Raw genomic sequence first — 12598 nt, forward strand, 5'->3', positions numbered from 1 at the left:
GGCAGGGAGCAGGAGATCGGGCCGGTTTCTGCCCGGCAGTGGGGAGGGGTGGCGCAGCAGGCGTCAGGAGGTGTCGCCGCTCATCCGGCGCTGCAGTTCCCACAGAGTCCGGAACAGGCCCGGCTGCTGCGTGAGTTGGGCGTAGGTGCCCTCTTGGACGATCCGGCCTTCGTCCAGCACCACGATGCGATCGGCGACGGCAACGTTGGTGAGCCGGTGCGTGATCAGGAGGATGGCCCGGTCCTTGGCGAGTTCGCGCAGACCGGCGAAGATGCGGTGCTCGGCGCGGGCGTCGAGGGCGGCCGTGGGTTCGTCCATCACCAAGAGTGCTGCTTGGCGGTGGAACGCGCGGGTGAGGACCAGGCGCTGCCACTGTCCGCCGGAGAGCTGCTGGCCGCCGAACCATTCGCTGGTCAGCAGGGTGTTCAGCCCGGAGCGCAGGCCCGGCAGCATCTCTGCGGCGCCGGATGCCTTGCAGGCGGCGAGCAGGGCCGCGTCGCTGGTGTCGCCCTGCCCGAAGGTGATGTTGTCCCGCATGGTCAGCGGCAGGTACGTGAACTTCTGCGGCACCAGCGCGACGTGCTCCCACGACTTCCACGGGTCCAGGTCCGCGGTGGAGGCGTGGTCCCAGGCCACGTCGCCCTCGGTGGGCAGCAGGAGCCCGCACAGCAGGCGTGAGAGGGTGGTCTTGCCGGAGCCGTTCTCCCCGACCAGAGCCACGATCTCGCCGCGCCGGATGTGCAGAGAGACGTTGCTCAGGCTGTTCTTGGGGGCTCCGTCGTAGCGGTAGGTGACGTCGCGGACTTCGAAGCGCTCCGGGGGCGCGGTCACGGGTGCGGTGCCACGGGAGTCGGTCATGGCCTGGCCGTGCGCGTTGTCGAGGAAGTTCTGCCAGTCCTGGACGTACCAGCCGGTGCGGACCAGGCGGGCGCCGCCGTTGATGATGCCGCGTACCGAGCCGGTTGCGGTCTGGAGGGCGAAGACGGCACCGCCGCCGGCGGCGAGGCTCATCTTCCCGGAGGCCAGGAGCCACAGCAGCGCCGCCCACACCGCGGTGGAGGCGACGCCGCCGGCCACGGCTCCGGCCAGTCCCATCCAGGCGCCGGTGTTCGCGGCGTTGCGTTCGGCGGTGTTGACCGAGGCGGCCAGGCGCCGGTAGCGGGCGATCAGGAAGGGGCCGGCCAGACAGGCGCGCATCTCCTCACTGGACTCCTGATAGGCCATGTGCCAGCGCAGTTTTCCCAGCATCCGGCGTCGGCCGGAGGTCTCGAGTCCGGCGAGGTAGATCACTCGCGCGGAGCGGACGTAGGCGGCGGCCTGCGGCAGGCACGCGAGGAAGAGAAGGGGCAGGAGCAGGGGGTGCAGGACGGTCAGGACGGTGGCGCCGGCGGCGAGGGTGGCGGTCGCCGCAAGGACGTCCTGTGCTTCTTCGACGAGGTCGGGGGTGACCTGGGCGCCGCGGTCGGCGATGTCGTAGGCGTCGTTGTAGCTGGGCTTGTTGTTCGCGGCCAGTTCCGCGCCGAGCGCGGCCTCGATCATCGTCAACTCGGCGGCCCGTCCGAGGACCGGGCGCAGCCGGCCGGTCAGCCAGACCACGGTGATGCCCAGGAGCGCACGCAGACCGGCGGCTCCGGCGATCACGGCCAGCTGCGGGGCGGCGTCCCACAATCGCTCCGTGATGTCGCCGGACGAGATCAGCGCGGTGATCGTGCCCGTGACGGCCAGGAGGCCGAGGGCTGCGAGGACGCCGGTCGCGGTCTGGCACACCAGCAGTCCGATGGTCGCCCCGCGATCCACGTGCCAGGCCATCTGGACCGAGCGCCGCACGAGCGAGGGGAGACGTCGAGCCATGGTGCGGGAGGTCAGCAGGGAGCCGGCCTGGAGCCGCGATGCGTCGCGGTAGAGGTATTCCTCCTCTCGAACACTGGCCCCGTGGGTTTCGTCGTCCGGCACGGTTCCCTTCTCCGGTTGCGGCGGCTGGTCCTGCGTGATGGCCGAGGTCATCGTTCCCCCTAGGACGGTCGCGTCGGCAGAGTCGTGAGGTCTAACGACAGGGCTGCGATATCGAACACACGTCATTCGGTCGTGCTGCCAAGCCCGCTATCTCCCGCATCCGGCAACCCCGTGGGCGCGAGATCCCTGCTCTGGCTTGGAGCGGCTGCGGGCAGGAGATGGCCGAAACGCCGATGCCCGCCGCATCACCGGTGCCGGCCAGCGAGCCGGCCGGGTCCACGCCCCCTATCCGGGTGCCGGTTCCGCCTGCAGCAGCTGTCCCAGTTGGGTCTCGGCGTGATCGACTGCGCACGTCAGAGCCTCGTGGTGGTCGGCGGACAGGGCGCCGGATCCCAGTCCGGCTGCGGCGGTCACCGCGGTCAGTACGTCTTTCGCCTCCTCGTCCAAGGCAATGGCGGCGACGGGGTGGCGCAGGACCTCTCGGGCGGAGTAGGCGTCGAGGCGTGCCGCGGCAACAAGAGCGCAGGCAAGCGATTCGGCGCGCGGCTCGCCGCCGGCGACATCGAGAGCGGCCAGGCCCGCCCGGGTCTGGAACGCGGCGTACGAGGGTTCGGGGTCGGCGAGGAGCGCGGCGGCTGAACGCTGGGCTTGGTCGAGGGCGGCGGGCAGAAGGTGTGCCGGGCCGAGGCGGCAGTGGGCGCGCAGGAGGTCGGCGACGTGGTTCTCCCACGGCTCGGTGGGCTGGGTGGTGTCGATCAGGTCGCGGGCCTGCTCGTCGCAGTCCTGCTCCATGAGGGCCATGATCTTGATCTGGCGACCGTCGAGGAGCCGGTTGCCGATGCCGCGGTGCTGGGCCATGGCGTCGGCGGCCTCGGTCCAGCGCCCGATCTGGGCGAGGGCACGGGCGCCGTCGACGAGGACGCCGATGTACAGCTCCTGGCACACCGCCCGGTGGTCCTCTTCCGTGGCGGTGAGGTCCGAGAGGTCGACGATGTGGCCGTCGATGTCGGTCTTGTTCCGGTGTCGGGCCGCGTCGTTGAGGTTGTGCAACAAGCTGTAGGCGAGTTCACCGCGGCCGGCGCGGGTCTCCAGCCGGGAGAGGTTGACCAGCGGCATCAGCGACATGATGGCGATCCGGCCGCTGAGGCGTCCGGCGTCGGCGAAGACCTGGTGCTGGCGCCAGCACAGCTCCTGGGCCACGCGGGGCAGGCCGACGTCGGAGGCGATCAGTGCGGCGTAGTTGAGCACCCCGCAGGCGCGGGCCACCAGGTCGTAGTGGCTCGCACCTGCGGGCGCGACGGTCAGCCCGGTGAGGTGGTGGATGCGCTCCTTTAAGGGGAGCGCGGGCGCCTTGGTGCGGCGGACCAGGGGGATGCGGCTGGCTATCGCGGGGATCATCGGCTCAGCCCTTGCGCGCCCAGTCGACGACCAGTCGGCTGTAGGGCTTGTCGATGACGAAGCGCGGGTCGTTGCCCGTCAGCCGGTCGCGGGACTCGGCGGTGGCCATCCGGAACCCTGGTGCGGGGGCGTCGTTGCCGCCGCTGGCGTCCCAGGCGCGGATCTCGTCCACGACGCGCTCGGCGAGGCCGCGGCCCGCTTCGCCGTGGCCGATCACGCCGACCTCCCAGTACCGGCCCTTCTCGTCCTCGCCCTCGCGGATGGTCAGGTACGCGAGCGATGCGCCGTCGAGGGCGGCCATGGAACCCCAGCCGAAGTGCGGGGTGAACCCGGGGCGCTGGCCGGGCAGGCGGGAGAGGCCGTTGGGCAGCACGCAGGCCAGCCACAGGTACAGCCACTCCCACGCGGATCCCTGCCGGAACTTCACCCCGGTGTACAGCTTGGTCTGCTGCTCGTCGAGGACGGTCCGCAGGGCGTCGCGGTCGACGTCCTGCTCGCTGAAGGTCTCCAGGCGCACGGTGCCTTCGCCGGCCATCGGGACGAGGGTGTACACGTCGTCGCAGACGCCCTTGCGCAGCGGGACGAAGGTGGCCATCTCGCAGGAGACGGTCTTCCACGTGTCCCCGTCGCGTTCGAAGGCGAAGGAGCGGGAGATGCTGCCGCGGATCCGCATCGGCAGGACCAGGCGTCCGTCGGGGGCGAGCTGTTCGAGGATCTTGGCCGGGACGTCGCCCGCGCCGACCGTGAACTGGATGCGGTCGTAGGGGGCGTGCTCGGGCAGCCCGGCCGCGCCGTCCGCCATCACCGTAGTGGCGTTGTCGATGCCGGCCTCGGCGAGGTGCTTGCTCGCGCCGGCGACGAGGTCCTTGTCGACGTCGAGGGTCCACACCTGCCCGCCGGGGGAGACGATCTTGCCGAGGAGGGCGGCGTTGTAGCCGGTGGCCGCTCCGGCTTCCAGGACCTTGTGGCCGGGCAGGGCCCCGAGCTGTTCGAGCTGGGTGGCGACGACGGACGGGGCGGAGATGCAGGAGATCATCTCTCCGTGCTCGTCGTGCTTGATCGGCACCGCGTCCTCCTTGTACGCGCGCTCCAGGTCGACGCCGGGCAGGAAGGCGTGCCGGTCGGTGGTGCGGAAAGCGTCGATGGCCGCCTGGCTGCGCAGCTGGCCGCTGTCGACGAGCCGTTGGGCGAGGGCTTCGCGCAGCTGGGCGGGGTCGGTCACGGGTGTCACGGTGGTCTCCATTCGAGGGAGGTTAGGGTCCGCTGATGCGGACTTGCGGGTAGACACGTCAGCTCCTTCTCCGGCGGAGAAGGCGACGTGACGGCCGAGCCACGCGGTGGCGGCCTGCGCTTCGACAGGCACGCCCGCGCGGTTGAACGCGAAGATCGCGTGGTGGGCGATGACCGCCCGGATCCCGCGTATCAGCCGGCCGTCGGCGGCGAGCCGGCGCAGCTGGCGGCCGGCGTCTTCGAACGCGGCGACACGCTCGACCCAGCCCGCTTCCGGATCAGGGCGCAGAGCGGCGTCCGCGTTCATGAGCCGACGCATCGCGGAGACGGCCTTGTCCAGGGCGGGCCCCTGGGGCGGGACGATGGGGTGGCGCAGGGCGGCCCACCGGGCGTAGACGTCTCCGGCTTCGAACGGGTCCAGCCCGGCCCCGCGGATCATGGCGGACAGAAGCATCACGGCGCGCTCGCGGGCGCCGGGAGCACCGGTCTCGGCGAGGGCTGCCGGGCTGTCGGCGCAGAACACGTCGTGCGCGACCGCCATGCCCGCGGGCCCCCCGAACGCATGGGTCTCCGGCTCGTAGATCCCGTCGGTCCAGCCGATGAGCACACCGTCGGAGACGAGCTGGTCCAGCAGCTCGGGGGCGGGCTGCTCGGTGCGCAGGCGCACACCGGCGTCCTTGCGCAGGAAGTGGAAACGGCGGCCGGACAGTGCGGTGGCCAAGACCCGCGCGGCGTCCTTGTGCCGCTGGGGGAAGGCCACGGAGGCGTGCCACCAACCGGTGTCCGGGGAAAGGGGCAGGTGCTCGTCGTCGAAGGCCATGGTCAGGGAACTCCTTGAAGGGGCGGGGTCAGGTGAGCAGCAGGGAACGGGCCCAGCCGGAGGTGGCGGCGTGATGCAGGGCGAGTTGGGCACCGGCCCGGCCTTCCAGGAAGCCGGGTTTGTGCAGGTGCTCCCAGCCGGTGGCCAGCCGCCGGCGCAAGTCGCGGACGATGGGGGTGAAGCGTGCGGGGTCGGGGCTGTCCGCGGCGACCGCGCGGGTCAGGGTCAGCAGGCCGGCCCAGCCGTGGCAGAGCGTCGAGTCGGTGATCCGGGCCAGCTGTTGCGGGTCGGTCAGGATGGTCGCGACCGTGTCCTCAGCAGCTCGGCGGCGTCCGGTGTCTTCGAGGGCGAGCGCGGCGAGCTGCTGCGCGCGGGCGATGCCGGGCTGGCCGTAGCACCAGGACTGGCGGGCCAGCTCCGCCTCCGGCGGCCGGTCGTCGCCCAGGTGGGCTGCGGTGGACCAGTAATGGGTGCCGTGCCGGTCGAGCCAGGTCGCGAACGTGCCGATGGCCTCCTCCTGGCCGGGGACGCTGACGCCTTCGCGTAAGGCGAGGGAGAGCACGGACAGGGGCCCTGCGATGCCGTGGGCCATGCCGTTGTTGCCGTGCCCGCCGACCATCTCCGCACCGTCCGGGCCGAGCGCCGACCACCACCCAGGAACCATCCGGCTACCGCCGCGTGCGGGGCGGGCGAGACCGACGAGACAGCAGAGCACATCGGGGAGCCGGGGCGCGACGGGGCGGCGCGACAGCAGCAGCGCCGCGAGCCCGGTCAGACCGCGGATCAGGTCCCACTCTGCGAGGTGGGGCAGCGCGCCGGTGGCCTGACGGCGGTGGGCAGCGGCGAGCCGGGCGTCCACGACGCGGTCGACGGCCGCGCGGACGTCGTCGCCGGCCCCGTGGGCACGGGCCAGGACGAACTCCAGGGCGGGGGCGCCGTGGAAGAGGCTGGCGTTGCTTCCGGTGCTCACGCCCTGGGCGGTGGCCCGGGTGAGATGGCGGCGTGCCGTGGACAGGTCTCGGCGCTCGATGTGGAGCAGGGCCATGCCGAGGGCGCCCTCGGACAGATCCTGCGTGCGGGGGACGGCCGTCGTGGTCATGAGCGCCTGGCAAGGGGGACCACGATGCTGTGGGCTCGGCCGCCGATCCACCCGTCGGCACCGGGCGGCGGCGCGTCGTGCAGGGTGGCGATACCGATGGGGCTGGCATCCAGGTGCGCCCGGAGCAGGTCCAGGTCGACGTCGCGGGTGAGATCGAGCGGAAGCTGCTGGTCGTCCTCTGCCAGCAGCACCTGTTCCGGCACCCGGAATCGGACCCGCCAGGCGTGGAGTTGCTCTGTCCACTGGTGCAGTGACGCGGTGCGGGCAGGCAGTGCGCGACTGCGGATCTTCCACCGGGCGGTGGTGAGGATGGTCCGCCGGTAGGTGAGGGCCGGGGTGAAGGGCAGGGCCCAGGCGGCGCCCCAGTCGAACCAGGTCACCTGCGGCGATGCCGCGCGGCTGATCTCGCCGAGGAAGCGCGCCATCGGCGGGGTGTAGTTGTTCCACAGGAAGTTGACGGCGGTGGGCGCCAGCAGCTCCAGCGGCTTGCCCGTGGCGGTCTCCACCAGCTGGGGACGGCCGTCGGCGGCGGTGATCGACAGGTCGCGGGGGAAAAGGACGTTCGGGGCGGGGTGCCGGAATTCGCCGACGCTCACGACGCGGGGCAGGGCCTGCGGCGCGCGGGTGAGCAGGTCGGCATGGACCCGCCCGGCGTGGAAGGAGAGCTGCGCGAGCTCCGCCTTCGGATCGACCGTGGGCAGGGTCGCGTACGCCCTCTCGGTGCCGGGGAACAGGTGCCAGAACCGGCCGGTCATCGATCCGGCCGAGCGGGAGACGGTCAGCACCCGCAGCCGGAAGTCCCCGCGGTCCAGGGCCGGTACGGAGGAGGCGTGGAGCTGGGCGGCAAGTTCGAGGTGGGGCGCCAAGCCGTGGGGCGTGTCGCCGGCGGCTGCTTCCAGTTCCTCGATCACCGTCCCGGTCAGTGCGACGGTGCGGCTGCCTTCGACGGCGGCGGTGCCGGCCAGCTCCAGCAGCCGCCGGTCGCGCCGGGACATCGGCCGGGGCGGCTCGCTCGCCGTGAGGAACCCGTCCGGAAAGCCCACACCCCGGTCCGGATCCGTGGCCACGTCCACCGGCACCATGTGGCGCTCGCCGTAGCGCTCGCTGAATCGCTCGATCCATCGCTGCCACGTCGGGGTTCCGGCCGGGTGGCTGGCCAGGCGCGCGAGGACGGTTGCCGCGGTCTCCACTTCCGTGAGCACGTGCTCGGGCAGCCGCACCTCGGCATCGAGCCGCAGGTCGCGCGCGGCCGGCAACTCGGCCGCCCGAACACGCGCCGCAGGCGGCAGGACCTTGGTGGGGTCGGCGACGGTGGCCGGTGCGCGAAGCGACGAGTGCAGCAGCCGTACCCGGAGCAGTTCACCGAGCAGCCGGTCGCGTGCGGTGGCGCTTACGTCGGGGAATTCCGCGGCCAGTTTGTCGGACAACTGGCGGTACCCCATCGGTGATCGGGCCAGGTCGAGGACGAGACGCAGTGCGGGGTTCAGAGTGAGGCGGAATGCGGCGTCGCCCTCGGAGGGCACGTGGATGTGCTGGTCGCGCTGTCGGATCAGGTTGTTGACGCAGACCTCCGCGTCGGCCATGCGCGCGGCGTCGCTCTCCCAGGTGGTGAGCATTTCCTCGAGTCCGGTCGGCTCGGGGCGGGCCACAGCCTGGTGCTCGTCACCGATGTGGACGGACGTGGTCTGGGCGAAGCCGAGCGGGGCGACGCCGGCGAAGAGGCCGTAGGGGGTGGAGCGGCGGGCGTAGCGGATCGCGTAGCGGGCGGTGGACAGCGCCGCCCCGCGCATCCGGCGTACCTTCGGCGTGCGGCCGTCGATGATGGCCTGCATCTGGTCCGCCAGGTGAGGGCTCGCCTGCGACACGGCGCGCTGGAAGGCGGTGTCGGACCACACCGTGCGCAGCCACGCGCGCCACTCGCCAGTGGGCGCCGTGGACTTCGGCCAGGGCGGCATGGCGGGCTGGGCTGTGTGGACCGCAGCGCGCAGCATGGCTTGTCCTGCGGCCTCGTACAGGCTGGGCCGGTGCCGTGTCATCAGTGTTTTCCTCACCTTCTGGGTGTGATGGGCGGGGCGGGCCGGACGGGGAGAGCCCCGTCCGGCCCGCGCTGCCGGGGTGTCCCGGCTTACGAGGTGGTGCAGGCGCTGGGGCAGGAGCTGCCGCAGTTGTCGCCCGTGCCACACATCAGCGCCGTCTCGGTCGCCGGCGTGCCCTCGATGAAGGTGATGTCGAGCCCGAACGGGTCGTCGTCGGGCTTCACGAGGTCCGCCTGCGCGGGGGCGGTCGGCCTCTCGGTCTGGATGGCGGTCATGCATGCCTCCTGGGAGTGGTGAGTGGTGCGGGATACCGGGGCCCGGTTGGGCCCCGGGGCCTGTCGCCGGACGGTTGCGGCCGGCGGAGCCGCTCGGCGGTCACGCGTCCGGAGTCGGTGGTGGTGCTGTCAGGCCGGGGCGGGCTGCGCCTGCGGGTGGTTCTTGGCGGCCTCGTCCAGTGCCCGGGTGAAGTGCTGAGCCTGCTCATCGCCCTCGGCCTCCTGGGCGCGGAGGTCTCCGAAGCGCTGCCAGTAGCGCCGGCAGACTTCGAAGTCCATGACCATGGCGGCGTAGAACGGCAGCTGTCCGTCACGGATGCGGCCGAGGCAGTGGCGCAGGCTCAGGGCGCAGATGAGTCGGTTGGCCGACATGAGCTGCATGTACTCCTCGGCCTGCATGTCCTCGGGCTTCCACAGTTCGGCGAGGTCAGCGTTGGTGGACACCCGGCTCAGCCAGTCGAGCTGGTGGTGCGCGAGGAGCGCCTCGTTCCGCTCGGCCTGGTGCCGCGCGTCCTGCCTGAGCCGAGCGGCTCCGACCAGGGCGGTGGTGAGGGAGAGGGCAGCACCGGCAGCGGCGACGGCGGCGGTGAGCTTCATCGGTCAACAGTCCTTTCGCAGGGCCAAGTCGCGGCCAGCAGGCCGCCTGGTGGAGAGCTCGGGGGTCCGTGTGTTCACGCGGCCCCCGCGAGGACGACGGTCGGGGTTTCGTCGGCGCAGCTGTCTGCCGCGTAGCGGCGGCGCACCGCCGTGAGAGCGAGAGCGATGGGTGGCAGGCCCACGGTGGCCCTGCGTGCGTCGACCGACGCCGGCGCGGTCAGCGGGCACAGCTCGATCCCGTCGGCGCTCAGAAGGAGCTGGGTTCCGTACTCCTGGTCGCGTCCGCTGGTGACGAGCGCGCGGTCGTGCAGGTGGGCCCAGTGCGTAACCAGGGCGTCGCCGGCTTGGACCGCACGACCGAGCAGGGTGGTGGCGGCGCGCTGGAAGGCGGGATCGTCGTCGCTGTGCAGGGCGATGCTCCAGGCGGCGCGGGCTCCGTCGGGGCCGACGAGACGATGGCCGGGCCAGTCGTGTTCGGCCAGGATGCGGCTAAGGATCTTGGCGTTGGCGTGGTCGGTATGACGGCTCTGGCCGACCTGGACGGCGTCGAGCTGGTTGCGTACTCGTTTCGCCCGGTGCGCGGCCGACTGGGCTGCGCGGGCGATCAGTTCGCGGGTGAGGTCGGGGCGCTGGGGAGCGGAGGTCGTCATGCGCTGCCCCGATCGTCCGGGGCCGTCTCTGGTGCGTGGACACGGCAGGCGATGAGGGTGCTCAGCCCGGGCCGGTGCTCGGCGGCGAGTTCGAGGCGGGCGACTCGTTCACCCTCGTGTCCTGTCCCGGAGCCCCGGATGCCCCAGCCCATGTCGGTGAGACGACGCAGAAGGGCGGCGATGGGGTCGGCATCCAGTGAGTGCCGAGCCAGGGCTTCGGCGCGTACGGCGGGCAGGTCCTGTCGAGCGGCGAAGTCTGAGGCCCACAGGGTGATCAACCGCATGATGTCGTCGGGATGGTCAGGCAGGGTGTGGACGCAGCCGAGAAGGAGGCAAGGACCCTCGCCCCAGCCGAGGCCGGGGTCGCGCTCGGGGATCAGGCAGGCCAGCAGCTTCCCGTCTTCGAACAGCCCGGCCGGCTTCGTCTGCGGGTCGCGGAAGAGGGCCGGGACGTCGGCTTGAGCGGGCACGGGCAGCTTGCGCATGGCGAGCCAGCGCTGGCGGTCCTGGACGAGGGCGGCGGCCTCCTCGCGCTCGGCCTCCGTGCGTAGTGTGCGCATCTCGTACACGGCGGCCGAGGGCTGCGTGGTGAAGGGTGCTGCGGTTGGCCGGTCCTGGTGGGTCGTGGTGGCCGGGGGGCGGTTCACTGGCTCGCTCCGACGCGCGTCGGCTCGGCCGTCAGCAGGTTCCATCCGTGCGCCAGGATGACCAGCTGGGTGGTGTCCTTGGCGCCCGTGTCAGCGAGCAGCTGGTCGAGCGCGGCGCGCAGGTCGGCGGGGGCGAGGTTGGCGGCGAGGGCGACATCGCGGGGGTCGCTGTGCTCGGCGACGGCTCGCACAAGCAGCAGATCCTCGGGACTGAACTGCGGCGCCGGCCGGTCGGGCGCGGGAACGGCCACCTGCTGGGTGGCGAACAGGCGGTGCACGATCACCGGGGGCTTGCAGCGCGGCGGGCAGTGAAGGCTCTCGCGGATGTCGCGCATGTACTGGCGGACGGTTTCGGCCGACAGCCCGGTCTGTGCGCCGATCTCCTTGGGCGCGAGGCCGCCTGCCAGGTGCTGGGCGACGCGCAGCAGGGTCGGCTTCAGCGGGGTGATGGGTGCGCTAGTCGCTTCGGACGGGGTCACGATGTCTCTTTCTCGGCTGGGTTGGGCGGTCACCGGGGGAGGTGCCGCCGGTCCCCGCGGGGGACGGGGGCCGGCGGCACGGGCCCGTGCGCGGCGGTGCGGATTCACGGGGTGCCGCGCACGGGGGTCTAGGCGGCGGTCGGATCGGGGCGGGCCCAAGCGGCGTCGGCGGCCAGGCGTTCGGACCACTGGATGTGGTCCTCGTCGAAGGCGGCGTCCGCCAGGCGTATTCGCTGGACTTCGCCGGTGCCGGCCGGGGGGTAGGTGTGCTGGATGTCGCGCCAGAAGCGCTGGAGGACGTACGCGCCGTCGAGGGCGTGCGCGCCGTGCAGTTCCATGGCGTCCTGGGCGGACTGCGCGGCCCACTGGTGGCCGAGGTACTTGGAGTTGATCAGGTCGGCGTCGCAGGGCAGGCCCTGGTCGAGAAGGTGCACCGCCTGGTAGGCGAGTATCCGGCCGGCACGCAGGCGGGCCTCCATGGCGCCGATGCGGTCCCGCAGAACGGGCAGGTCGGACAGGGTGCCCCGGTAGCGGGGGCGGGTCTTGAGCCGCGTGGTGGTGGTGTCCACGACGGCCTCGTGGATGCCGAGGCTGACGGCGGCCAAATTGGAACGGCCGTACAGGATGCTGCTGCTCTGGGCCACGGCCAGGCCCTGACCGACTTCGCCGACCATGGCGTCCTCGGGAACGCGAACGTGGTCGAGGTCGAGGCGGCCGGCGGAGAAGCCGTGCAGGCCGAGAGCGGCCTGGTGGCCGGGGACGGACAGGCCGGGGCGGTCGGCTTCGACCATGAACGTGGTCAGCGCCTGGGAGGTGCTCACGCCGGGCCCTGCGGTGCGGGCGACGACGAGGTGGGCGCCGGCGAGGTGGCTATTGCCGATGTGGATCTTGCTGCCGGTGATCACCCACTCGTGGCCGGCGCGTTCGGCGGTGGTCGCCATGCCGCCGATGTGTCCGCCGGCGAGCGGTTCCGTCACAGCGATCGACAGCAGCAGGGAACCGTCCGCGACCCGGGGCAGCCAGCGGCCCTTCTGCTCGTAGGTGGCGAAGTGGAGAAGGGCGCCGACGGGGATCAGGGTCGCCTGCAGGATGGCCGCGGCAGCCGCCGAGACCCGCGCGATGCGGTGGATCAGGATGGTCCTGGCCACGTGGCCGGCATCCAGCCCGCCGAAGGCGGCCGGGACGGTGACGGCGAACCACCGCCGGGCGGCCATCAGGTCGGCGGCCGTGCGCTCCACTTTGCCCGGGGCGGCCTCCATCCGTGCAGCGCGCGGCGCGATGTGTTCGGCCGCGAAGGCGTCCGCCTCCTGCCACAGCAGGTCGTGGCGGGCGGTGAGGTAGGGACGCAGCGAAGGCGGCGGTGTGGTAGGTGTGGCGGACATGGTCTCCCTCTCCCTGGGTGAAGGTCGCAACG

11 protein-coding genes are annotated in these 12598 nt (G+C 72.1%); all 11 read right to left on the reverse strand.

Translation table 11 applies throughout. From position 1 onward, the window contains the following. Positions 1–63: 63 nt before the first annotated feature. Positions 64–2004 carry an ATP-binding cassette domain-containing protein gene (locus ACGFNN_RS21430; protein ID WP_393557959.1) on the reverse strand — a complete coding sequence of 647 codons (1941 nt, stop codon included), beginning with the start codon at positions 2002–2004 and terminating at the stop codon, positions 64–66. Positions 2005–2238: 234 nt separating this feature from the next. Then, the gene (locus ACGFNN_RS21435; RefSeq protein ID WP_393557961.1) at positions 2239–3351 is read right to left on the reverse strand and encodes a hypothetical protein; all 1113 of its coding nucleotides are present in this window, start codon (positions 3349–3351) and stop codon (positions 2239–2241) included. Positions 3352–3355: 4 nt separating this feature from the next. Beyond that, positions 3356–5401 (reverse strand): methyltransferase, FxLD system, encoded by a 2046-nt coding sequence (gene fxlM / locus ACGFNN_RS21440; protein WP_393557963.1) that lies wholly within the window; start codon positions 5399–5401, stop codon positions 3356–3358. Positions 5402–5429: 28 nt separating this feature from the next. Beyond that, positions 5430–6500 carry a lanthionine synthetase C family protein gene (locus ACGFNN_RS21445; protein ID WP_393557965.1) on the reverse strand — a complete coding sequence of 357 codons (1071 nt, stop codon included), beginning with the start codon at positions 6498–6500 and terminating at the stop codon, positions 5430–5432. Continuing rightward, entirely contained in the window at positions 6497–8536 is a 2040-nt protein-coding gene (locus tag ACGFNN_RS21450; RefSeq protein ID WP_393557967.1) for a lantibiotic dehydratase family protein, read from the reverse strand. The genes ACGFNN_RS21445 and ACGFNN_RS21450 overlap by 4 nt, the downstream gene beginning before the upstream one ends. Before the next feature lie 89 nt (positions 8537–8625). Continuing rightward, on the reverse strand, positions 8626–8811 hold the full coding sequence (locus ACGFNN_RS21455; protein WP_393557969.1) for an FxLD family lanthipeptide: 186 nt from the start codon (positions 8809–8811) through the stop codon (positions 8626–8628). A gap of 129 nt (positions 8812–8940) precedes the next feature. Then, positions 8941–9408, reverse strand: a complete 468-nt coding sequence (locus ACGFNN_RS21460; protein WP_393557971.1) for a DUF6082 family protein — start codon at positions 9406–9408, stop codon at positions 8941–8943. Positions 9409–9482: 74 nt separating this feature from the next. Then, positions 9483–10058, reverse strand: a complete 576-nt coding sequence (locus ACGFNN_RS21465; RefSeq protein WP_393557973.1) for a DUF6624 domain-containing protein — start codon at positions 10056–10058, stop codon at positions 9483–9485. Continuing rightward, complete coding sequence (locus ACGFNN_RS21470; protein WP_393557975.1) at positions 10055–10705, reverse strand: hypothetical protein; 651 nt, start codon at positions 10703–10705, stop codon at positions 10055–10057. The genes ACGFNN_RS21465 and ACGFNN_RS21470 overlap by 4 nt, the downstream gene beginning before the upstream one ends. Beyond that, positions 10702–11184, reverse strand: coding sequence for a DNA-binding protein (locus tag ACGFNN_RS21475; RefSeq protein ID WP_393557977.1), 483 nt, complete (start codon positions 11182–11184; stop codon positions 10702–10704). The genes ACGFNN_RS21470 and ACGFNN_RS21475 overlap by 4 nt, the downstream gene beginning before the upstream one ends. 128 nt (positions 11185–11312) lie before the next feature. Continuing rightward, on the reverse strand, positions 11313–12566 hold the full coding sequence (locus ACGFNN_RS21480) for an acyl-CoA dehydrogenase family protein (protein WP_393557979.1): 1254 nt from the start codon (positions 12564–12566) through the stop codon (positions 11313–11315). Between the last annotated feature and the right edge of the window lie 32 nt (positions 12567–12598).

The organism is Streptomyces sp. NPDC048590, from assembly GCF_043199535.1.
GTDB lineage: Bacteria > Actinomycetota > Actinomycetes > Streptomycetales > Streptomycetaceae > Streptomyces.